The sequence below is a fragment of the Paenibacillus sp. IHB B 3415 genome, from assembly GCF_000802655.2.
GTDB lineage: Bacteria > Bacillota > Bacilli > Paenibacillales > Paenibacillaceae > Paenibacillus_AQ > Paenibacillus_AQ phytohabitans.
Map to the genome: position 1 here is coordinate 120,928 of NZ_JUEI01000002.1, position 22,952 is coordinate 143,879.

At 46.6% G+C, this 22,952-nt stretch carries 24 protein-coding genes; 11 read left to right on the top strand and 13 right to left on the bottom strand.

Going from position 1 to position 22,952, the window contains the following annotated elements:
* Window positions 1-75 precede the first annotated feature (75 nt).
* From QW71_RS01050 to QW71_RS01075, 6 genes are all read left to right on the top strand, one after another.
* The gene (locus QW71_RS01050) at window positions 76-843 is read left to right on the top strand and encodes an ABC transporter ATP-binding protein (RefSeq protein ID WP_039291976.1); all 768 of its coding nucleotides are present in this window, start codon (window positions 76-78) and stop codon (window positions 841-843) included.
* Window positions 833-2,791, top strand: coding sequence for an ABC transporter permease (locus QW71_RS01055; protein WP_039291979.1), 1,959 nt, complete (start codon window positions 833-835; stop codon window positions 2,789-2,791). Before QW71_RS01050 ends, QW71_RS01055 begins: the two co-directional genes overlap by 11 nt.
* Before the next feature lie 173 nt (window positions 2,792-2,964).
* Window positions 2,965-3,417, top strand: a complete 453-nt coding sequence (locus QW71_RS36770) for a hypothetical protein (protein WP_052769823.1) — start codon at window positions 2,965-2,967, stop codon at window positions 3,415-3,417.
* Between the two features lie 65 nt (window positions 3,418-3,482).
* On the top strand, window positions 3,483-4,046 hold the full coding sequence (locus QW71_RS01065) for a GNAT family N-acetyltransferase (RefSeq protein ID WP_039291982.1): 564 nt from the start codon (window positions 3,483-3,485) through the stop codon (window positions 4,044-4,046).
* A 129-nt stretch (window positions 4,047-4,175) separates the two neighbouring features.
* On the top strand, window positions 4,176-4,598 hold the full coding sequence (locus QW71_RS01070) for a MerR family transcriptional regulator (RefSeq protein ID WP_039291984.1): 423 nt from the start codon (window positions 4,176-4,178) through the stop codon (window positions 4,596-4,598).
* Window positions 4,599-4,614: 16 nt separating this feature from the next.
* On the top strand, window positions 4,615-5,586 hold the full coding sequence (locus QW71_RS01075) for an aldo/keto reductase (RefSeq protein WP_039292336.1): 972 nt from the start codon (window positions 4,615-4,617) through the stop codon (window positions 5,584-5,586).
* 233 nt (window positions 5,587-5,819) lie between these two features.
* Here QW71_RS01075 and QW71_RS01080 read toward each other — a convergent pair whose 3' ends face one another.
* From QW71_RS01080 to QW71_RS01095, 6 genes are all read right to left on the bottom strand, one after another.
* Window positions 5,820-6,440, bottom strand: a complete 621-nt coding sequence (locus QW71_RS01080; RefSeq protein WP_039291985.1) for a hypothetical protein — start codon at window positions 6,438-6,440, stop codon at window positions 5,820-5,822.
* A 1,081-nt stretch (window positions 6,441-7,521) separates the two neighbouring features.
* The gene (locus QW71_RS39635; RefSeq protein ID WP_152679660.1) at window positions 7,522-7,641 is read right to left on the bottom strand and encodes an NAD-dependent epimerase/dehydratase family protein; all 120 of its coding nucleotides are present in this window, start codon (window positions 7,639-7,641) and stop codon (window positions 7,522-7,524) included.
* Window positions 7,638-7,886 (bottom strand): hypothetical protein, encoded by a 249-nt coding sequence (locus QW71_RS39640; protein WP_152679661.1) that lies wholly within the window; start codon window positions 7,884-7,886, stop codon window positions 7,638-7,640. Before QW71_RS39640 ends, QW71_RS39635 begins: the two co-directional genes overlap by 4 nt.
* 163 nt (window positions 7,887-8,049) lie before the next feature.
* Window positions 8,050-9,198, bottom strand: a complete 1,149-nt coding sequence (gene dgoD / locus QW71_RS01085; protein WP_039291987.1) for a galactonate dehydratase — start codon at window positions 9,196-9,198, stop codon at window positions 8,050-8,052.
* Entirely contained in the window at window positions 9,195-9,863 is a 669-nt protein-coding gene (locus tag QW71_RS01090; RefSeq protein ID WP_039291991.1) for a bifunctional 4-hydroxy-2-oxoglutarate aldolase/2-dehydro-3-deoxy-phosphogluconate aldolase, read from the bottom strand. Before QW71_RS01090 ends, dgoD begins: the two co-directional genes overlap by 4 nt.
* A 31-nt stretch (window positions 9,864-9,894) precedes the next feature.
* Window positions 9,895-10,851 carry a sugar kinase gene (locus QW71_RS01095; RefSeq protein ID WP_039291994.1) on the bottom strand — a complete coding sequence of 319 codons (957 nt, stop codon included), beginning with the start codon at window positions 10,849-10,851 and terminating at the stop codon, window positions 9,895-9,897.
* Window positions 10,852-11,149: 298 nt separating this feature from the next.
* Here QW71_RS01095 and QW71_RS01100 point away from each other — a divergent pair, with 298 nt between their 5' ends.
* Window positions 11,150-11,824 carry a FadR/GntR family transcriptional regulator gene (locus tag QW71_RS01100; RefSeq protein WP_047013541.1) on the top strand — a complete coding sequence of 225 codons (675 nt, stop codon included), beginning with the start codon at window positions 11,150-11,152 and terminating at the stop codon, window positions 11,822-11,824.
* A gap of 395 nt (window positions 11,825-12,219) precedes the next feature.
* Here QW71_RS01100 and QW71_RS01105 read toward each other — a convergent pair whose 3' ends face one another.
* The gene (locus tag QW71_RS01105) at window positions 12,220-12,498 is read right to left on the bottom strand and encodes a hypothetical protein (RefSeq protein WP_152679662.1); all 279 of its coding nucleotides are present in this window, start codon (window positions 12,496-12,498) and stop codon (window positions 12,220-12,222) included.
* A gap of 139 nt (window positions 12,499-12,637) precedes the next feature.
* Window positions 12,638-13,315 (bottom strand): lactate utilization protein, encoded by a 678-nt coding sequence (locus QW71_RS01110; RefSeq protein WP_039291997.1) that lies wholly within the window; start codon window positions 13,313-13,315, stop codon window positions 12,638-12,640.
* Window positions 13,316-13,427: 112 nt separating this feature from the next.
* Here QW71_RS01110 and QW71_RS01115 point away from each other — a divergent pair, with 112 nt between their 5' ends.
* Window positions 13,428-14,111 carry a Crp/Fnr family transcriptional regulator gene (locus QW71_RS01115; protein WP_039292000.1) on the top strand — a complete coding sequence of 228 codons (684 nt, stop codon included), beginning with the start codon at window positions 13,428-13,430 and terminating at the stop codon, window positions 14,109-14,111.
* Window positions 14,112-14,729: 618 nt separating this feature from the next.
* Window positions 14,730-15,473, top strand: coding sequence for a suppressor of fused domain protein (locus tag QW71_RS01125; RefSeq protein WP_039292007.1), 744 nt, complete (start codon window positions 14,730-14,732; stop codon window positions 15,471-15,473).
* A gap of 360 nt (window positions 15,474-15,833) precedes the next feature.
* On the opposite strand, the gene QW71_RS01130 is transcribed toward QW71_RS01125, so the two are convergent.
* The 3 genes from QW71_RS01130 to QW71_RS01140 form a co-directional block, all read right to left on the bottom strand.
* Window positions 15,834-16,565, bottom strand: coding sequence for an NADPH-dependent F420 reductase (locus tag QW71_RS01130; protein WP_039292010.1), 732 nt, complete (start codon window positions 16,563-16,565; stop codon window positions 15,834-15,836).
* Window positions 16,566-16,618: 53 nt separating this feature from the next.
* The gene (locus tag QW71_RS01135) at window positions 16,619-17,044 is read right to left on the bottom strand and encodes a MarR family winged helix-turn-helix transcriptional regulator (protein ID WP_039292013.1); all 426 of its coding nucleotides are present in this window, start codon (window positions 17,042-17,044) and stop codon (window positions 16,619-16,621) included.
* A 102-nt stretch (window positions 17,045-17,146) separates the two neighbouring features.
* Complete coding sequence (locus QW71_RS01140) at window positions 17,147-18,115, bottom strand: nitronate monooxygenase family protein (protein ID WP_039292016.1); 969 nt, start codon at window positions 18,113-18,115, stop codon at window positions 17,147-17,149.
* 217 nt (window positions 18,116-18,332) lie between these two features.
* Between QW71_RS01140 and QW71_RS01145 the strand changes: the two genes are divergently transcribed.
* The gene (locus QW71_RS01145; RefSeq protein WP_083442355.1) at window positions 18,333-18,701 is read left to right on the top strand and encodes a helix-turn-helix domain-containing protein; all 369 of its coding nucleotides are present in this window, start codon (window positions 18,333-18,335) and stop codon (window positions 18,699-18,701) included.
* 152 nt (window positions 18,702-18,853) lie between these two features.
* Here QW71_RS01145 and QW71_RS01150 read toward each other — a convergent pair whose 3' ends face one another.
* The gene (locus QW71_RS01150; RefSeq protein ID WP_052769825.1) at window positions 18,854-19,792 is read right to left on the bottom strand and encodes an NADP-dependent oxidoreductase; all 939 of its coding nucleotides are present in this window, start codon (window positions 19,790-19,792) and stop codon (window positions 18,854-18,856) included.
* 45 nt (window positions 19,793-19,837) lie between these two features.
* Window positions 19,838-20,314 (bottom strand): MarR family winged helix-turn-helix transcriptional regulator, encoded by a 477-nt coding sequence (locus QW71_RS01155; RefSeq protein WP_373604751.1) that lies wholly within the window; start codon window positions 20,312-20,314, stop codon window positions 19,838-19,840.
* A gap of 273 nt (window positions 20,315-20,587) precedes the next feature.
* Between QW71_RS01155 and QW71_RS01160 the strand changes: the two genes are divergently transcribed.
* Window positions 20,588-22,864, top strand: coding sequence for a hypothetical protein (locus tag QW71_RS01160; RefSeq protein WP_052769826.1), 2,277 nt, complete (start codon window positions 20,588-20,590; stop codon window positions 22,862-22,864).
* The last annotated feature ends 88 nt before the right edge of the window (window positions 22,865-22,952 follow it).

Sequence of the window (22,952 nt, forward strand, 5' to 3'; positions counted from 1 at the left end):
GGAATCCAGTGTCTACTACAATGAAGCTATAAGCTGTAATTGAGGATAAATATATGACAAACGGGAGATGAAACTGTGAGCGTAGTACTGGAAGTCAAAGAGGTTAAGAAGGTTTATGGTGTGCAGAACGGTGAGAATTCCACAGTGGCACTGGATTCCGTCAGCTTTAACGTAGAGAAGGGGGAGTTTATCGGCATCATGGGCCCCTCGGGCAGCGGCAAAACCACATTGCTGAATATCCTTAGCGGCATCGGTAAGCCGAGCTACGGCGAGGTTTTTATCGGGGGCAAGAATATCACCTCCCTGGATAAGAATGAAATGGCGCTCTTCCGCAGACAGCATCTCGGCTTTGTCTTCCAGGAATTCAATCTGATGGACAGTCTGACACTGAAGGAGAACGTCATGCTGCCCATGATCCTTGACAAGCGGGACAAAGCGCAAATGGAAGCCAAAAGTGAAGAGATTATGAAGCTGCTGGGCATTGAAGAAATTGCCGGCAAATATCCCTACAACATATCGGGCGGCCAGCAGCAGCGGGTTGCGGTCAGCCGGGCGCTTGTGAATGATCCGGATATTATTTTCGCCGATGAACCTACAGGCAACCTGGATTCCAAGTCCTCCAATGCAGTGATGAAATGTATCGAGAAGATGAACCAGGAACGGGAGAGCACCATCCTGATGGTGACACATGACGCCTTCGCCGCGAGCTTCTGCAAAAAGATCATCTTCATCAAGGACGGTGCAATCAGCATGGAGATTGTCAGCAGCGGGGTCCGCAAGGAGTTTTTTGATCAAATCCTCGACTGCCTGGCGATCATCGGAGGGGAACGAAATGACCTTTAGAGATGTCACGATTAAAAACTTCAAACGCAATGTGCGGAATTTCTTCTCCTATTTTATTTGCAGCGCCTTTGCGATTACGATCTTTTTCCTCTATGCCGCCTTGCTGTTCAATAACAGCATCCGGGAAGGGGCGACAGAGGATGTGATCCAGATTGTGCTAATGCTGAGTCTGGCTGCACTGACCCTGTTCTCGGTGTTCTTCATCAACTATGCGCATTCCTCGTTCATCAAGTCGAGAAGCAAGGAATTTGCCATCTTTATGTCGCTTGGGATGCACAAGAACGATCTGCAAAAGATTATCCTGCTGGAGAATCTGATTATCAGTGTCTCCTCGCTCATTGCCGGGATTATCACGGGCGCGATCTTTTCACGGCTGTTCCAGAATGTGGCGATTGATCTGCTGGATCTGCAAGGGGTGTCCTACTCACTCAGCGCGGCAAGCTTCATCGTCACTGCGGTTGTATTTACCGTGATTTTCGCTGCCTCACAGATGATTTCAAGTGTTAAGGTCGGTAAGCTGGACATCGCAGACCTGATGAAGGATTCCCGCAAGCAGGATAACCAGGCGAAGACAAGTGACACCCGGCTTGGGCTGGTGGGAGTGGGGCTGGTTGTGGCCTCGATCATCTTCCTGGTGGTAATCTCCAATCACGAAAGTCTGAATACGAATCCTTTTATGATTATTACTTATATCCTGCTTAGCTTCATCGGGATCTACATGGTCATCTCCCATCTTGGGAACACATTGATCAGCTTCCTGAAGAATAAGAAATTCTATTACCGGCATATCCTGTCCATCACCGAAATCAATCACAAATTCAATCAGAACAAGCGGATTATGTTCATTCTGAGCATTCTCAGCGGGATGACTATCTTTCTCGTTGCTTCGCCATTCTCGCTGCTGCAGCTGTCGGAGAGCATCGCGGAACGAAATAAGTATGATATCGAGTATATCTCGGTAGCCGGCGTGCATGTGCTGGAGAGCGGACAATTGGAGCAGGTGCTGAAGCAGTCCTCCGAGCCGCTGAAGTCGATCCAGGAAACCAGCTTCCTGAACCTCAAAATGAATCTGGAAGGAGATAAATACGATGTCCTGAAGACGAAGCCGATTGTGTCGCAGGATATGTACAACTCTCTGACCGGGGAGAAGGTAACGGTCGGTGCCGGGGAAGTTCTTAATATTGTTACGGCCTGGGAGCCGGGCACCCATGGCATTGGCGAAGGGGAGGCGATTCAATTCACGGATGGCACGCAAACCTTCAATTACAAGGTGAAATCATCCTATCACGGGGATTGGTTTGCCACAGCGAGCTCTTATCCAACTAGCTCAGGGATTGTAGTAAGCAATGAGGATTACAAGAATATGGAGTCCAAGGTAAGCCCGAATGCAATGGGTACCCACTACGGAATTGATTTTACAGCCTGGAAAGGGACAGAAGGGGTTGTCCAGAAGCTCAAGGATACGCTGAATGCTACGGATAAGGATGGAAGCGGGCAAATGTTTGCGGTAGCCTCCAAAGTGGATGCCTACAAGGAGCTGAAGAAGAACTATTCACTCTTCGTGTTCGTCACCTCGCTGATCGGCGTACTGTTCTTTGTAGCAGGCGGAATGGTGCTGTATTTCAAGCAATATACCGAAATCGGGAACGCCACCGTCTTTTTCCGCAAGCTGTATAAGATTGGCATCAGTGATAAGGAGATAAGGTCGGTAGTATCGGCAGAGCTGCTCATCACCTTCTTTGTTCCGCTCTTGCTGGGCAGCATCTTCGGCTACTGCTTCATCTATCTGATCACCCACGTCATGAGCGGGTCCGACATCATTGGCGAATTCATGAAGAACACAACGATTGTGGTCGCGATCTATTTCGTATTCCAGCTCAGCTTTTACTTCATCACCAAGCGCAAGTACAGCCAGGAGGTTGTCCGTAAGCTGACCCGTGCGGCATAAGGTTTAGTATAGCTGGCAACAAGGCAGGCTGGGAATCGTCTCTGATTCTTGGCCTGTTTAAATGATGTGGATCTTTTGATTTATTCCTCCCAAAAGCGGCAGTCAATGGCTGGTTTCCCGGTCCTGGTGCATCCGCTTTTTTGTTGCATCCATCTAAGGAAAGGATAAGCCTAATGAAATCTATGAATAAATCTAAGGTTATTGGTTGTTTGGCGTTGCTGTCATTCGTGATATTGGCCGCACTGTGGGTGTATTCGAACCATTCTCCGTCCGGTAACAAGAATAAGTATGTTAGAGAGTATGTGATTGGTGCTCAGGGAATCAAAGGTTCTGTAGACATTACGCAGTGGGGAGATGATCCGGCATATCACATTGGGGCAGACCGCAAAGGTTATGCAGTTTTCAAGGACCCGGAACAGGCGTTCGCCCGGATGAAGATTGATTATGCTGCAGGTATTGAAGCTATCCGCAAAGAGTTTGAGCTGCGTCCTTTGTCTATGGAGAACTATCAGCAGTATGGTACATACGGATGGCAACTGACGGAGACGGAAGATGCGGATACAGTAACGCAATCGCAACTGGTGACCGCTTTTATGGATATTTTTGAGAATAGTTATGTTGATTGAGGGGTTTCAATATACAAGAATTTCATAGTTGTTCATTATATGACATAGAGAGAAGGAGAAATCAGATGAACTATAACCGGACAGACCGGACCCTTGAAACGGACAGATTACTTCTGCGCCTATTTAAGCCAGCGGATGCGGAGGAAGTTAGAGACTATTGTAACAATTACAATATCTACCGGAGTACATTTACCTTGCCGTATCCGTATCCACTAGAATGCGCTGTGTCCTGGATGGCCAATCATGAGCAGAATTTTGACCTGGACCGGATGTATGAATTCGCAATCACAGATAGGAACACAGGCAAATTGTATGGAGCAGTCGGCATTTCCAACCATCAGCCATATCATAACGGTGAGATCGCTTATTGGATCGGGGAAGCCCATTGGGGTCAAGGTTATGGAACCGAAGCAGCCCGGGCAGTTATTGAATTTGTTTTCACCGAAAAGAATTACCACCGGGTATACGCACGTCATTTCGCATCTAATCCGGCATCTGGTAAAATCATGCAAAAGTGCGGAATGAGCTATGAAGGCACATTGAAAGATCATATTTACAAGAACGATTCATATGAGGATCTTGTTTATTACGGGATACTTAATCCTGTGAAGGAAAATCCGGAAACATAAGAATATAACAACCAATCGGCAGTTTATTCTCCCAAAATAACGCTTGCCTTAAAGTGTACTTTAAGGTTTAGGATGAGGAAGAACCAGCCGATTCCGTCTGAAAATAACCGATAAGGAGCGATCCGGCCAATGGCATTTACGATCAAAGAAGCTTCAGAGCGGCTTGGTTGCCCGGCTCATACGATTCGTTTTTACGAGAAGGAGGGATTGCTCCCTTACATTAAGAGAGATAAGAACGGGAATCGACTGTTCGAACAAGATCACCTAGATTGGATCCGGCTGATGACATGTTTCCGGGCAACGGGGATGAAGCTGTCGTTGCTGAAGGAGATGGTGGATCTTGCGCTGGGTGGTGATTCCACGATTCCACAGCGCAAAGCGATCTTGAACCATTACAAGGAAGATTTATTTCGCCGCCAGAACGAATTAGCCGAAGCGCTCGACGCCGTCAATAACAAACTGTCGATATACGAAGATATCGAGAAAGGGAGAATCCCTTACGAGAGCCAGTTGTTAATCAAGATGGAGGAGTCAGAGCGACAACAAACATAGAATGAGGGATCAACAAATGCAGCAAAGAATTTTGGGCAATAGCAATATCCTCGTCTCTTCGATCGGACTGGGAATTATGGGAATGTCTCCAGGCATTTACGGGGAGACTAACGACGAACAGTCGATCCAAACGATCCATCGCGCTTTGGACATAGGCGTCACGATGTTCGATACCGCGGACGTGTACGGGAACGGGCATAACGAAATGCTGCTCGGCCGTGCTCTTCAAGGGCGCCGCGAGCAAGCCATTATCGCCACCAAGTTCTCGTACACCCCAAATTACGAGAGCATCAGTGGACATCCTCATTACGTTAAGAAGGTAGTGGAGGATAGTCTTCGCCGTTTGAATACGGATTACATCGATCTATACTACCAACACCGCGTCGATCCGCAAATCCCGATAGAGGAGACGGTCGGAGCGATGGCAGACTTGGTCAAGGCAGGCAAAGTTCGGGCGCTCGGCCTGTCCGAGGCTTCCGCTTCCACCATTCGCCGCGCTCATGCCGTGTATCCGATCTCTGTGCTAGAGAGTGAGTATTCGCTCTGGAGCCGTGACATCGAAGAGGAGATATTCCCTACCGTAAGAGAGCTGGGGATTACCCATGTGGCCTACAGTCCACTGAGCAGGGGCTTTATCTCCGGCGAGCTTCGCACTTTCGAGGATCTTGCCGCAGGCGATCTTCGCAGATGGATGCCGCGGTTCCAAGGAGACAACTTCCGGAAGAACATTGAGGTTGTCGACAAGATTAAGGAGATCGCTATGGAGAAGAACTGTACACCATCCCAATTGGCCATTGCCTGGACGATTGCCAACGGGGCGCTGCCTATCCCGGGTACGAAGCGTATCAAGTACCTGGAGGAAAATGCGGCCGCAGCTGATATCCTTCTCATGAAGGAGGACCTCGAACGAATCGATCAGGTCAGCCCCAAGAATGTCGTTCACGGCACGCGTTATATGAAAGAACAGATGACGCTGCTCGACGGCTAGACGATAATCAGAAGAAGCAAAGGTCCACGGGCTCCGTGGACCTTTTGCAATTGGATATTGTCTCAGAAGGTCGGCAGCCATGAACGCTCGTCTTACAGATCGAATCAAAATCGCTCCAGGCTTCTGGACGAGCCTGAGAGAAATCGGAAGATTCAATTGACGTTGCGCGCCAATTGAATCTTCCGATTAAAAGCCGCGTTCTTCGGTGGTTTCGTAACCATAGTCGAAGGTTTCTATAGTACCGTCATCATATTGAAGAGTAAGCTGGTCAATGATAATCCGGTCCAGGGTATTCTGGTATGTAAAGTCACTATAAATAAAGTCTCATCAGGCTCAACCGGCCCCACGTATTTAACGAGAAAGTTGCTTTCGCCACTTAGCTGATCATAAGAAGGATCGCCCACCGGATTATACGTGCTGATATGAGCTGTATAATAATTGATTGTCTTTCCGGTTAGGTTGTAGGCTTCCCAGGTAAGCTTAACAGCGTCGGCTGAGTTCATGCTGTACTTGAAATCAATGGGCTCTCCAATGCCTTGTCCGGATGGGACGTCTGCCGTCAGATCTTCAGCGTCATAGCCGGCAGAGTCATCATCGATGGTACCCGTATCATTGTCCGATGGCATATCTTCCAAGACAACGGGTTCCAGGGAAGGAGAAGGTGCAGGTGCGACGTCTACTGCAGCAGCAGAGGGGATCTCAGTAGGGCTCGGCGGGATTTCTGCCGCAATGGGACTACTTGCCACAGTCTGCCCGCTCAGACGCGGGTCAATGCTGGGGGCCACATAGATCCCCAGGAGAAAAGCTATCATGATGGATAAAACAAAGATGAGAACTAGATTAAACCGACTCAAATACACACTCCCTTTAATGTTATTTATAATACGAACCTACTTATAATGACATGATTATTAAGGATTTGACAATATTTTTCTGGATAATCAGACGGCAACACCATCTCCAATGGGTTAGGGATCTTGTATTTGTGGGTGGACTTATGAATTCCATAAATAATTTTGAAATAGCATTGATATATAAATTACAATATGTGTAAATAAATTAGTATGAAAGAGGGGGTGGGAATTTTATTGAAGATGTAACTTGTTCGTAAGCAGTTAATAAATCTAAGGATAAAACTCATAACGGCTAATGGTTAGCAATGGTCTAATTGAAAATAATATCTAATCATTTAAGCGGACTAACTTAGAACTATATGACAAGAGTCTGACAAGAGTCAAATAAATCAGGTCGAATTATGATACTGAGATTCAGAATTATAATTAAGACTGAATTAGGAATAACCTAAGCTTCACGGGATGATTCAGGCGGTCGAGTTACATAATCATCAAGCACAGCTTAATTAAGAGCGTCATAAACATTAACAATATTTGAATGACGGTACTAACTAAATGAAAAGTGTTGTGCCGATAAAAGAAAAAACAAAAACAATTTAGAAAACGATCTATCAAAAGATAAGAGGATTAAATCAGCAATAAAAGTACACAAGTACAATAAGCCAAATCAGATGCCAAAACGGATCGAAACAGCTTGAATTAGGCTGGTCTTATTTATTTACTTAGTACTTCTTCACAAAACCCGTATTTTGTACATATGTCTAAAAAAATAGCTTAATCCCTTGCAGCCTTTGGTCGTTTATATATGTCGGTGGACAAGAACTTGGTCCCATTGCCGACAAAGCCCCTATTCTGGCCATAATAAAACAACTCAATTGGAGTTGTTTTCAATAATCATGCTTCTTTATATACGAACTCACGTAATTAATCAGTTCATAATTTTTTTGATAATCAATGGATATCCGTGCCGGTACATATGATTTCATTTTTGAAATAGCTCTCTTTTTTCTTAAGCTATGATTTGGGCATTGAAGTTCAGGTATTTTTGTGTTGATTGTTTTCTCATAGTACATCTTGAAGTTTATACCTGTCTCTGCTCTTCTTTCCGCGTCATGCCAATGACTTCGTGTCCAGCCTGTACGAGTTGCGGAAGCAACAATCTCCCAATAACACTACTTGCACCGGCAACGAAAATTCTCATAAATGTAGACCTCCAGGTTCATTTTTGTATTCTTTTTTTGTTAGGGATAGAATTCCCATTGCTATAGAGATGAATACCATTGCCAATATTCCTTCATTAAAATGACCCATGCGATCATGCAGATAGCCCGTTAACAATGGACCTGACGTTCCAATTAGAAAACCTATGCAATGTGTCATAGCCGCCCAAGAGGTAGCTTCTTCAGACGAAGAAGTCATTTCAACTGGAAGCAACTTCTTGTTCATTCCGGCAATCCGGACAAGAACATGTCTCAATAAAATAATAAAATAAAAAAGCCGCTAAAAAAGCGACTTCAATGGGAATATGTTTTTGTCCCTCGACTTTTCTTGCAGCAAAAAAGCAACGGATTTAATTCGAGTAAGCTCGGGCTGCTTGAATTGCATAGGCTTACCACTCAGCAATGCTGCCATCGCGATGCCGCCATACCGGATTTCTCCAACGGTGGCCCGACTTCGCCATCTTCCGCACATACTCCTCGTTCACTGTAATGCCAAGACCCGGTCCGGAAGGAATATTGACATGACCGTCACTGTAGGCAAAGACGGTCGGATCGGTGATATAATCCAGCAGGTCATTTCCTTGATTATAATGGATGCCTAGGCTTTGTTCCTGAATGACCGCATTATAAGACGTTGCATCCACCTGAAGACAGGCGGCTAGAGCGATCGGTCCAAGCGGGCAGTGCGGAGCGACCGCGACGTCGAATGCCTCGGCCATGGCAAATATTTTCTTGCATTCCGTGATCCCTCCTGCATGGGACAGGTCGGGCTGAATAATGTCGACCACCCCATCCTTCAGCAGATTTTTAAATTCCCAGCGCGAGTACATACGCTCACCCGTGGCGATTGGAGTGCTGGTGTGATGTGCGATCTCCCGCAGTACTTCGTTGTTCTCCGGCAGCACCGGCTCTTCTATGAACATCAGACGGTAGGGGTCCAGCTCTCTGGCCAGTCCCCGTGCCATCGGTTTGTGAAGCCGTCCGTGAAAATCAACAGCAATCCCGAATTCCGGTCCGCAGGCCTCCCTAATGGCAGCGACCCGCTCAACGATAGCATAAATCTTGTCATGTGTATCAATGAACTGCATCTCTTCGGAGGCATTCATCTTAATCGCCGTGAAACCGGCGGCCTTCTTCTCCAGAGCCGCCTGGACAACATCAATTGGGCGGTCTCCGCCTACCCAGGAGTACACCCGCATGGTATTGCGGCAAGCGCCGCCCAGTAGCTGGTACACCGGTGCATTGTAGATTTTCCCTTTTATATCCCATAACGCCTGATCGATCCCGGCTATCGCGCTCATTAGAATAGCCCCGCCACGATAAAATCCTCCCCGGTACATCAACTGCCATAGGTCTTCAATCCGCTGGGGATCCTGTCCAATCAAAAAATCCATCATCTCTTCCACTGCGGTCTGCACCGTATGCGCCTTGCCCTCGACCACCGGCTCCCCCCAGCCGGATATGCCTTCATCGGTTTCAATCTTCAGAAACAGCCAGCGGGGAGGAACGATAAAGGTCTCAAATCCGGTTATTTTCATCTATTTTGCTCCTTTGTATTGTTCATTCTGGCCTTGCTGACTTCCTTGGCAAATTGGCGGGCCGTCTCTGTGATCTTCCCAAAGTCTCCCTGCTCCACCGCTTCCCGATCTACGAGAGCGCTTCCTAAACCGACGGCAACGGCTCCGGCGGCAATGAAGGCTCCGACATTCTCCAGCGTCACGCCTCCTGTCGGCATCATCCGGATGTGACCAAGGGGCCCCTGCAGTTCCTTTATGTAGGAGGCACCCAGTGAACCGCCCGGGAACACCTTAAGCAGGTCTGCACCCGCTTCATGCCCTCTGACAGCTTCGGTCGGTGTCATTACACCTGGGATGGAGATTCGCCCGTGCTTTAAGGTCAGTCCTACAATCGCCTCATTCAAATTTGGTGAAAAAATAAAATCGGCTCCCGCCGCGATCGCCTGCTCGGCCTGCGTCAGCTTCAGTACCGTACCCGCTCCAACCAGCAGGCGATCTCCATATTTAGCCTTCATGTCCGCGATCAACCTGTACACTTCCGGGGTATCGGCTGTAATCTCCAGCGCTCCGACTCCGCCGTCTGCCAGTGCTGCGGCAATTTTATCCACCCGTTCAGGCGCTGGTCTGCGAATAACGGCGACCAGTCCGGAAGTCATCAGCCGCTCAATCTGAATATCTTTGTCCATTTCCTTCCTCCTCCTCGGGAATGCCCCTCACTTACCGGATAATATCCTCCATGCCGGTTCCCCCTGCCAAGAGAAAATCCACATCCTGCCGAGTCGGGAGACCTTCCACATCGCCACTTACCCCGACAACAATGGAACCCACAGCGTTGCCGCGCCGCACAGCAGAAGGCAGGTCCTCCCCCTGCAGCAAACCGCTTATGAATCCTGCGGCAAAACCGTCTCCGGCACCCATCGGATCAATGAGACTCTTCACGGGAAACCCTGGCTCATTTCCAGAGACTCGTCCGTTACTGTAATAAGCCCCGCCCGCGCCGAGCTTGATAACGGCAGCACCTGCTCCGGATTTCAGCAATTGATCTGCGACATCTGCAGGCGTACAGCATCCTGTCAGAAACTGCCCCTCATCAATGCCGGGCAGCACGTAGTCGGCAAGAGCCGCGATTTCGTTAAGAACACGATAGGCCTCTTCTCTGTTCCAAAGCTTCCAGCGGATATTGGGATCAAACACAATGGCCGTACCGTGTTTTTTTGCCGCTTCGAGGGCTCGAAAGATTAATTTCTTGCACCCCGGGCTAAGCGCCGGAGTAATTCCCGTAACATGCAGGATGCGGGCACCTCCAACATATTCCTCATTAAGCTCATCCTCTTGCATCAGGCTGGCCGCCGATTGTTTGCGATAGTAGTACACCTGTATTTTGTCCGGGGATATTTGTTCTTTGAAGAACACTCCCGTGGGCGCTTCATCTGTAACCCTGACTTCGGAAATATCAACGCCATGTCCTCTTACGACCTGCCTAATATACCGTCCAAATGGATCATTTCCGAGCTTGCTGAACCAGCCTACGGTATGTCCCATACGGGCAAGTCCAATTGCCACATTGGTCTCAGCTCCTGCAACATGCTTGTGAAAACCGTTCACATACTCCAGGGGAACCATCCGGTCCGGTGCCAGAAGTACCATGGTTTCCCCAAAGGTTACAACCTCCATTGCCCCTCCTCCTTCTGCTTCTTCACTAATAGAGTCTCTTCATAAAGATCACATCTTTATTCTTAGGTGAAATAGAATCAATTGATTTATTGCTGTTTTTCACCATAAAAACATAAAAAAAGTTGTGATTTAACCTTGGTGTAATTAAATCTTTAATATTGATATGATCTATATGGTATGATCATATTATCTTGTTCTTTACTAGTCAATACTAAATCAATACTCAGACTTATCTATTTATTGTCACGAAGCTCTTATGCTAAAATGAATTTATTCCAAGTCAAAGGGACGGCTAAACATGAAACAGAATAAACAAACCGCGTTTCAAGCTACAATAGAGCTTATGAAGCAGAAAATTCTCGATGGGGAATGGGCTCCAGGAGATCGGCTCCCTACTCTGCAGCAGCTAGCCGTTGATTTTTCTGTTAGTGTCACTACAGTACGTGAGGCGCTGCGAATATTAGAGAGTCAGGGGAATGTCAGCATTGAGCACGGGCGCGGGATGTATGTACGAAACGATCCGCTACTGCTCAATGATCCGGCGGTTGCCTTAGAGGAATTAGACAACATTTCGATAGTGGATCTGTTGGAAGCCAGACTGCTCATTGAGCCTGAACTTGCCGCTTTAGCCGCGAAGCGGGCCGATGAGGATCAGATCCGCCGGCTACGGGTACTGGCTGATCGAATGGTGCGGCAAATGGAGGAAGGTGGCTCATTCTTCGAGACAGACCTCGCCTTTCATCAGTTAATTGCCGAAGGGGCAGCAAATCCAGTGGTGGCGCGAATGCTCAATTCGATTCTTCCATTGCTGGCCGAAGGACGCAAGCAAACCAATACGCTGCCCAATATGCGGACCAAGGCTTCCAATTACCATGTTCTGATCGCCATTGCCATCGAGGAACGGCAAAGCGAAACAGCACGGCAGCTAATGGAAAGCCATATTCAGAGTATGCTGACAACCCTTAAGCAGTAGGTTCAACCCGTGAATCTAAAAAAGCTTATTAGCTCCCTCTGGACTCGGATTCGAACTCAACCCTGAGTTTCCTGATAATGAGAATTCGGTAGCCCTCTTGATTTCAGAATAAAGACGCCGGGCTTCTTCCCGGCGTCCTCATTGATGGCATGCTGTTAGATTTATGCTAACATGAACATTTTGAATGATTTTGAACTCTAGAAGTGCCTCTTCCAAAGTTCGTTTCGATTTCTCCTTCAAGTGTGAGAATCGATCGAATGCAGAAAACAGATGATGTTCCCCTTGCATTACAATGGATTCCACTCGCCTAAAATATCAATAGCTTCATGTAAACGGAAATTAATATTAATGCACCCCTCCGATCCGTAAGAGCAACAAAGCATTAATATTTTAATTTACAAAAATTTGTCCCAGTCATGGCCCTCCGGAAATTGTCGGGTTAAAGAAGATTTCAGCCATGCTTTTTCTTGTGGCAGAAGTGTCGGCAGCATTGTTCGGAAATCATTAATATCCTTCTCCCGTACTTTCGAACCGCCTGCTTTATGGAGAAGTTGGATTTCGGGTCTCAAATAAGGTATTCCTTCAACAGTTTTCAAAATAATTTCAGCCATTGGCCTTCTAATTGATTTATCTCTCTTATAAGTCCATGAATTTTCTTCGGTATCAATGATCATAAGTGGAATCCCGGCATTCCGATCAACTTGAAGAAGCTATTCTTACTCCCACTGGACCCCAAGCGAAATCGCGGAGGAAGCCATCAAGCGCGGAGTGGTTTTATATGCCGTTTGGCAGCTATTAAACTATAATCCTTATTCAAAATCCCAAAGATTCACCAACGAGGATAACCTTTATTCTCCCCGCCGGTTTACACATTCTTGTTTGGACGATGTAAGAACAGATACAATCATCTGTTTTACAATCTCCGCAAGCACCATTGATCAGGCAGGGCGTTTTTTGCGGCGAATGTAAAAATGGGCTGGACGAACACGAACAGCGGTATACATTAATGGGGGCCGCATATGTTCTGGCTCTTATAACTGCGTCTTCTGCGGTCTTGCAGACCTTATTCATCCCAACGATAGCAATAACACTTTTCGGTCCAAAGGTAATCGCCGCTGTTCGATTGCCCACACTATCTATATTGACCAATATGCCATCTTCGCTAACAGCGTTAAAGCTCGTTAAATAGGTGTCGCACAAAAGAGATTGGCGCATGAGGTCATAACGTTCCTCCATTGTTTGCGCTGTATCACGATCAGTGATCATATAGCTGCCTTGACGTACTCGATTAAGAAGCCCGATTTCCTCAAGCGTGACTGACCCACCCCATGATACCGAAGAATGTTCTGGAATAAATGATAGTGCCTTTTCTACAGCTTCTATGGCGTTATCACAGTAATAAGCCTCAAACTTTCTGCTTTGCAGATTTTTAATAACCTTTGAGGCTAAAAGTCTATTTCTCGCTTTTATTAAATTTTCTTTCTCTTGCATTGTTTTTCCTCCATTCTGACGTTAGAAAAGGTGACTAACTTCTATTGTATTTATGATTAATATAGTATAGTAAAAAGAAAAAATATGTTGCACATGCAACGAGGAGCCTCTCATGAACAACTTAGATTCCCTATGTCAATCACGTTTATTTTCAGGGATTTCCCCAAATGATATTCCACAAATGCTTAAATGTCTGTCAGCCACACGGAAAGAATATGCAAAAGATGAGATGGTTGTCCGTGAGGGCGATTTAGTGGATGATGTCGGCATCATATTGCAGGGTAGCGCTCAAAGTACGAAATTGAGCGTCACGGGAAAAAAAATTATAGTATCCCTCCATTATCCGGGTGGATATACTGCAGTTTTAACAGCGGCTAGCCGTGGAAGAAGATGCCCTATGTCAGTACAGGCAATAGAACCACTTGAGGTTCTGTTTATTCCTATCAAAAGCATATTGAGCCGTTGTACGAAGTTGTGTATGGCACACGAACAATTACTTGGCAATCTTTTTGATAGTATCGCAGAACGAGCGTTAGAACTGCATGACCGAAATGATTGTCTGATTATGCCTACTATTCGGGATAAGGTCTTAACTTATTTAACAAGAGTTATGCGTGAAACTGGAACAGAAACTTTTACTATTCCTTTTGATAGAGAAGCGATGGCCGAGTATTTAGATGTAGATAGAAGTGCTTTATCCAGAGAGCTTGCATGGATGAAGCGGGACGGCTTGATTGACTTTTATAGAAACGAATTTAAGCTATTGCAAAAAGCAGTAGAAAAAGATTTTCACTAACCGGCAAGCAGGGCAAGTGTATTGACACTTGCCTCTTTGCTTGTTGGGAGTGCCTTCCCCAAACCCTGCAACTTCGGGCCAATTCGGCCAGAAGACAGGTGCTTCGCACCGGATCCGTACGAAACGTGTGTAGAACGTATGCCGCTGCACCGCTTTTCCATCAACTTGGGGTTCATGTAGTTTGTGTCGATGAAATGACGGGGATTCAGGCCGTAGAACGCCTGCATCACAGGTATCCTCGCGAGTATGTCCAGCCGTGCTGAGTTCCTAAGCGATAGAACCCATAGAATTCGATTTGTCTATATACGCAGCCAGGCTCCCCTGCGACAGCTGCGCAGTTGGATGCAAAGGAGATTCATCGGCAGCATAAGCCTGCAGTTGTGGACCTAAAGACCTCCAGTTCACGCGCAATCGAGATTTACAGCCTCCTGCTCAAGTGCAAATATCCCATTTTTGCATGTATATCCCTGGTTATTCGAATCGATAGACCCATCGCTCCCGGGCTATCCTTTTGTTATACTTCCAAGTGAGGTTTCAAACCATCTAGAATCAGGAATTTAATCGCAGCATCCTTCATTTCGCATTTAATATAAAACCCGCACAGAGGAGCACAAAGACATGAACTTTTTCAAAAAATGGTTTGGCGGCAATGAAATGAGCAAATCAGAAGACGGTACCACAATTTATGGCTATGACGCTCCGGATGAGCGGCAGGTTTCGCCTCCCTCCGAAATTTTGTACATGAAAGAATTAAACGAACATTTTAATAAAGTCTTTCCAAACCGAGAAACCGGCGTGTTCCATGAACTGATTTCAGACATCGTACATATTGATGTGAACATTATGGAAGCTACACCTGATGAGCCATACCGAGTGCTGTACACCAATGGGATGAGCGATCTACCGATGACACTCCCACAGGAGATCCGTAAAGAGTACAAGCATCTTGAACGCGCGGAGCTGATGATGTTTTTGCCGGCGGACTGGCCGCTTACGCAGAAGGATTTTGAAGCAGAGGAGAACTACTGGCCGATCCGGCTGATGAAGATGCTTGCCCGGTTCCCGCATATGTATCAGACGTGGCTTGGATACGGCCATACCATCCCCAATACGGAGGATTACGAGCCATATACGCCTAACACTGAGCTGTCCGGCGCGATCCTGTTTGCTCTGCCGGAAGAGGTTAGCACAGTCCATACGAAAGATGGCAATCAGGTTCAGGTTTATTTCCTGGTTCCGCTATACCGGGAGGAAATGGAATTCAAACTGGAGTCAGGTATGGATGAACTGGTTGCCAAGCTGTCCGAGCTTCCCAGTGATTTCCTCGTTCTGAATCCGAATAGACCCAATGCTTGTAAATAACTGCCCGGATTAACGGGTTTGAAAGTATCAGAGCAGTCACTGCGGCAAAATTGGACTTCCGGCAATGCTCTGTTCATAAGAAACCGCCCCTTTTCGATTTCCAGTACCATGTTCTTGTCCAATATCGGCAATGGGACCAAGTTCTTGTCTTGAGAAAAGGACAAGAACTTGGTCCGTTAAAAGAGAAAACCCACGCTGGGCGCGGATTCTAATGGGATTATGTTCTTGTCCATCGACACCACCACAGATAGTTCAAAGAAATTTAATGATCGACAAAGCCCCTGTTCTGCCATAAAAAAAACAACTCACCAGGAGTTGTTTTTTTATATCCATTAGATACTCGAAATTTAACTCAGGAACTCAGGAGTTATATATCTCTCTGTTCAGGTTCACAATATCCTGGTGCGAATATCCTCCAGTAGCTGCCGTTAGCTTCTCTATCACTTTATCGCGTAGGAATGGGGCTTTTTCTTTATTAGCTTTTTTTAATGCTTTGGTTAGTTCTTCTTTGGTAAGTTCTGTGCAGTACGCAGGGGTTCCTGGCTGTTGTCGCCACGAATCACTTAAGGCTCCGCTATCTACAGGGTCGAAGCCGAGCTCATTGACTACGTTCATGGTTATTTGTTTATGCGACTGGTTATCACCGGCAACCGCTATGGCAAGTCGTCCACTGGTACCTTCGGGAGCTCCTTTATATTCTAACGTATAGGCTAATAAATTGTTGAAAGCTTTAGTGATAGGTCTCCCTAACTGATTGGATACCCAAACACTTTCAACCAACCCATTCTCAATTTCTGCAATTTTATTGTCTCTACCCGGATAATAATTCGAAGTGTCAACAACGACTACTTCCTCCCCAACTTTATCTACAATGCTGCGAATGCTTGGCAGTGCGTGGAAAGGGATCGATATGACTAGAACAGCAATGTTTGTTATTACTTCATCTACACTCACTGGTGTACCTGCAAGTTCTTTTCCTTCTAGCCGTTCTATCCCGCGAGCATCTGCAATTTTGACATCATGTCCATTCTCAATTAATTTTTTGGCGATATTCGACGCGATGGGTCCTGCACCTATAATTCCAAATCTCATTTTCATTTCTCCCTATATATTAGTTAGCATGCTAAATATGAGCAAAAGAGAACTTAGAATAAGTTACTCTCCATTTGCTTCAAAAGCCGCCTTAATAGTAAGCGCTCTTCGGGTAAAATTGATATCAGTAATTTCTCTTGCTGCTGCTTCCACTTGACTTCAATCGGTTTTTCTAACTCTTTTCCCTTATCTGTTAAAAAAATGCGCATAACCCTTGCATCTTGTTCATCACGCTTGCGGTATATAAATCCGTTTTGCTCCAGTGACTTAACCATATTGGTAACCGTAGGCGGCTCACATTTCAGATGTTCGCTTATTTGCATTTGTGTAATCCCATCGCCTAACCACAAGCGATACAGCAAATTATCCTGGCCAACATAAAGGTTAAGTTCTCTTAGAGATTCGCTGTAATCCCGGCGCATTTGGGAAGAAATCCGGTCTAACGACTGACGGATATCACAATCCACTGTATCATTCATAGTTTACCCTCAACTTGTAAAGTATATTTAGCGAACTAACTATAACATGGTGAAATTGAGGTGTCCACCGGTGAGATGAGCTAGAACAGGACGGCCTTCATTTTACTTAATACCAGCTGCCAACTCATCAACCACTTCTTGTACAGTTTGGATCTTAGTGATTGGCGTAATTCCAGTACCCACAGTGATAATACCCCCTTCGCCGATACCTTCAAGCATACCGATACGGATTACACTAGAGCTACCCCCTACCTTAGCAATTTCTTCACGAGATGCGCCCTGGTTATCCATAGCCACCAATTTTTCAGCAAACGGGGTAGGCAACGAACGGTAGTAAGCTGGTAAAGTACGGTACAACAACAAATCTGCTGCAGATGAGTCCACTATCCTTTGCTTTACTGATTGTGCTGCGGGGTTTTCAACAGTAGGAATAAAACGGCTTCCTAAAAAGACACCTTCTGCCCCTAATTCAAAGGCACTTGCAACACCGCGAGCATCACCAATTCCACCAGCAGCGATCACTGGAATATCAAGCACATCAACGATTATAGGAGTTATTGTAAACGTGCCAATAATACTTGTCGGCAATGTTCCACCCTCATCAAACCCGGTAACCACATAAACATCAACACCCATAGCTTGAGCATTCTTTGCATCTTCGATCGTTGGAGTTAAAGGACGGTAAACAATCTTAATGCCTGCTTCCTTCAATGGGGTAATGATCTTTTCAGTTAGCGTTCCTTCAACACCATTAAGAAGAATAACTTGCACACCTTCTTGAATGACAACTTCCAAAATTGGCCAAGTGAACTTCATATCTGCATCAGTAATTAAAGTTGTACCAAATGGTTTATCCGTCAGTTCCTTTGTCTTCCGAATTTCACGGCGCATACGTTCCGCGGTTTCCTCCGGTGAGGTTGTAATTGTCGTTTGACCGGCATTAGGACCAAGAATCCCTAACCCCCCTGCATTACTCACGGCAGCAACAAATTCAGCATTCGTAATCCAACTCATAGGTCCTTGTAAAATGGGTTTTTCAATTCCAAGAATCTCTGCTACACGATTTTTCATTAATATTATCCTCTCTTTAGCACCATATAGTCGCAATACTGTACAGCTTAATTGGTCTCCTCTACGGGTTATGCTACAATAATCATTAGCTTGCTAATAATATTTGTATTCGTTAGCAGCCTTGGCACTATCATACGTCCATACGTTTCATCTGCAAAGAAGGCAATTTAAATGAACGTAGTACATATTTTTGTACTTTTAGACTGGGAGCGATATCATGCGGGTATGTAATGAAGGATTTGAAAAAGAGTTTATTGATGAAAAAAGAAATATGTACGCAATAGCCTTTACGCAAAATGTACTTTCGGGGCGATGGAAATATTTCATTATCTGGTATCTGGAAGGGGAAAGACGCCGGTTTACCGAGATCAAAAAATTCCTGGGAGGCTTGTCGCAAGGCTCACTCACCAAGCAACTCAAGGAGCTGGAGGACGACGGAATTATTCTGCGCGATGTGTATCCGGAAGTTCCGCCACGGGTCGAATATTCGCTGACAGAGAAAGGAAACAAACTGCTGCCTGTCCTAAAGAAGATGGAGGATTTCGGTAAAGAATATGGGGAGAAGCCTGAAATAGATGAAGGATAAGGGTAAAGGCTACCCCCTATTCAGCCAGCACATAAAATCGCGCAATCCGGACCAAACACCTCCAAGATTATCTCCCTATCTTACGACTGGACAGGGTTCCATTCTCTTGAAGGTGTTTTGATCTGCTCATAATTAGGACCGGCCGGGGTTTGTTAGATGGAGCTAACTTTCAGCAAAATTCTTCCCCGTGCATGTCTGGCTTCGCTCTTCTCCAGTGCTTTATCCGCTTGGCTTAACGGGAATATGGAATCAATCTCCGCTTTAATCATACCTTCGGCAATTAATTTCGTTAGATGCTGCAAGTCTTCCCGGTTAGGGAATTTGGTATTGAACTTAGCTGTAACGCCATATTTTTCAGCGTTTTCTTGGGAGGGATCTTGAGTTAAAGAAACCAGGATTCCGTCTTTTTTTAGAACCGGCCAGGATCTCGATTCTGTCTCGCCTCCCACGGAATCAACCACCAGATCTACGTCCTTTGCGATATCTTCGAATTTTGTTGTGGTATAATCGATGACCTGATCAGCCCCCAACGATTTAACGAAGTCCACGTTTGAGGATGAAGCCGTTGCGATCACGGTTGCCCCTTTCCATTTAGCCAACTGAACTGCAAACTGTCCAACACCCCCTGCTGCCGCATGGAGGAGAAGGGTTTGCCCTGACTGGAGCTCACCTTCAGTGAACAAGGCTTTCCAGGCGCTTTCTGCTCCTGCTTTGATCGTTGCAGCATCCTCAAAAGTGAGATTTTCCGGCATCGCCATTAATTCTTGTTCCTTCGCAACTCCATATTCTGCATAAGCGCCTTTAATGCCGCCAAAAACGCGGTCACCGGGCTTAAATTCCGTTATCATATGCCCCACCTCTTCGACAACTCCTGAAGCGTAGAAACCAGGGATGTAGGGAAAGGTTACAGGAAATACATTTTGAAGCCAACCCTTACGAATTTTAAAATCAAGCGGAATGACCGTAGCATACACGATGCGAACCAGGACTTCATCCGCTTGCGGTTGAGGGCGATCAATGGTGACTGCCTTCAAAACATTGGGACCCCCGTATTCGTTGACCTGAACAGCTTGCATAGATTTTTTCGACATGTTTATCTCTCCTCCTATATGATTCATGGTTTGGTTTACTTCCATTTATTTTTCCAGATTTGCGGCTATTTTTTTGGCCAAAGCTGCAAACTGAACTTTTTCTTCAGCATTAAGATGTTCCGTTGTAATCTCCTCCAGCTTGCGCCAAGCCTGATCGACTCTGGTTTCTATATCACGCCCTTCTTGGGTGAGTGACACTATGGTTACCCGTTTATCCACTTCGGAACGGCTGCAGGTGACGAGACCCGCAGCTTCCAAACGGCGAACGGACTTCGCTATGGTAGAGTGATCAAGCCGCAACGATTTTGTGAGATCATTCTGAGATTGACTGTCCCGGTGCCATAATTGCATCAGCACCAGTTCCTGGCCCGGGTATAAGCCTGCTTCCCGAAGCAGTTGTCCCGCAATTCGGTGATGGGAACGAGCCAGACTGAAAATCGAAAAATTCACGGGGAAATGCGTGACTGCGCTGATTTCATCCTCAATGGTTTCGCTGTTGTCACTAGGCTTCAATAAAGTCATCTCCTTTTATGTGGTCGTCAACATATCTACACACCTACAGTAACATTTAAATATGTTGCCGTCAACATAAATGAGTCGGACTCGGCACATTCTGTTGGATTTATCTCTTCCGTATTTATTTCGAGGTCATATTTATCAAATCCTCATCCTGTTGAAAGCGCTATAAATCGTCCTGAAATCCAAAGCTTCTCCTATAGTTTTCTCCCCAAGCTTCTTTAATAATAAAGAAAGGCACTGCAGGCCGCTACTTCACTAATGCAAAGGAGAATACCCATGCCGCATCCCTTCACCACTTTCAGTGAGGCCCTTTCTCAGCCCAGAAGCCTCTATTTCGGCGTTGTCTATCAGGACGGCAAGTATAAGGCTTATGATCCGGTGAGCTTCTTCGGCCGCAAGCTGCCTGACCCAGAGTTAACTTTTGATACCGGGAACAATAAAACACTGGTGAACGTTCACATGAACGGCTCCATAAAAAATGTCACGGTGTATAACGGCAGCTATTACAGTGATAATATTCCCGGCGTTTGGATGTGCAAGGATTTCAGGGAAGCCGGACCTTACGCCTACAAGGTTGAGCTCGGCGGGAAATACTATAATTTGGGCAGCGATGATCTGCCTTATGCCACTTCTCTGCTCGATAATCTGTTTCCGGTCACTGAATATCAGCTGGAAGCCGCCAAAGCCACTCTTCTCGTCTATGCTCCAACGTCGGCGGACGGCTCGAAACGGCTGCGCGGACTGGTCTACGGGCTGTTGCTGGAGAATCAATGCAGCCAGACCCTAACAGGTGAAGTTACGCTGCCTTCCGCCGACACCCTGCCGGACCAGTCATTCTCCAGTCCGGATTTCTGTGTACAGGTGCTCGGCCATCAGGCAGACCGTGATGGCATCGTGTCTGTTGTACTGGCCCCGGGTCAGACCTGCTGGCTGCCCGCTATCATCTATCCGGCGGGTGATCCCTGTCCACGGCTTGTCGATGAGAAAGGCACACTCTACTGGCTTAATGAAACCTGGGCCTATTTACGGGGCATCACCGGTCAGCTGAAAATGGACGAGGATCTGTTCGCTGCGGAGTTCTACGAACGCGCCCTTCTCCAGTGCATCGGCTCCCTTGCCATGGACAGCCAGGACACTCTTGCTGGTGCCAACTGGGGCACGTCACCCACAACACAGTTCACCTGGAACAAGGATATGTACTACTCCCTGCTTCCCTTTCACACAGCAGAGCCAGAGTTATTCCGGCAGGGAATGCTATGGTTCCTGAAGCATGGAGTTCGCCTGCCCGGTAACCGCTATGAAGGCGGAATTACCCATTCTCTAAGTAATTCCTTATCTTCCGTTGTCATGGCTGGTCTCTACTACCGGAGTACAGGTGACAAACAGCTGTTTTTAGACCAACCCGAGATTCACGAGTCGATTTGCAATCTCCTGGAGGAGATGCTGCTGACCCGTAAGGAAGATGAACCCTGGCTCTACCCTTCAGTGTGGCTCTCCGATGCCTATTCACTGGGAGATTATCATACAGGCTCCAATGTGATTGCCTGGACCGCTCTTTTTCATTATGCCCGGATTGTGGAGGAGGTCTTCAGTGACACGGCGAGAGCAGAACGCTACCGGACCATTGCCGGAAGAATCCGGGAAGATCTGGAACAGCTAGCTACTGCCCAAGGCCCCTTCGGCCGTCAATACACAGAGGGAATCAGCAGGTCCGGCAATAAGCTTAAAAACAGCATTGAGAAATACAACGGTAAATATAAGGATTTCGGTATGCAGTTTATTTGGAATCTGGTTGAAGAGGGGCAAGTCAACCTGCTGCATCACGATGGCGAGGAATCAGATACCATTCTGATGCCGCTGTACGGGTACACTTCATATGACAATGAGACCTACAAGCATTACATGCAGTTCTCATTAAGCCCGCATAATCCAACATATAACCCTGAAACCAGGGGGATTCAGTGGGGAGACCATTCTGCCTGTACCTTCCCCGGCTATATGAACGGCATGGGCATGATTACAGACTCCGCCTCACTGTCTGGTGAAGACGGGTATTTGACCCGGATACGCCAATTGACCGACGCCGACGGCTCGCTTTGGTGGTGGCCTTACAACAACGGAGCCGCTTATGGGGATGTAGTCCGTCACAATAACTGCGGGAAGTGCGGCTGGGCCTCCGGCGTTTATGCCGGGCTCTTTGTCTCCGACATTCTGGGTTTCGCTTATGATGCCCCTTCCCGGCAGCTATCCTTCCGGCCCTTCAGTCCAAGTAGCTCTTTCACCTGGGATAAGGTCAAGCTGGGCAGCGGATATTTCAGTGTAGCCTACCGGAAAACGGAGGATTCCGTGCAGGCAAAGATCCTGAATCTTTGCACAGTGACGATTACCGTAATTACCGAGCTTCGGCATGACAATGCCGGTAAACTCAAGGCTTCAGCAAGTAATGGACAAGATGAGCTTAATGTGCATGAAGAATTGCCGGCCCGTCCGGACTCACGTCTCTTCAAGATGATCCTTGATCCAGGTTGTTCGATCACCTTCGCATTACGCTAAGCAAGATTTCGGTTACACGGTTTAACCGCATTAGTTCGATTTATATAGATGCTCGTACAGGCAGGAGAATCTTAACTCCTGCCTGTAC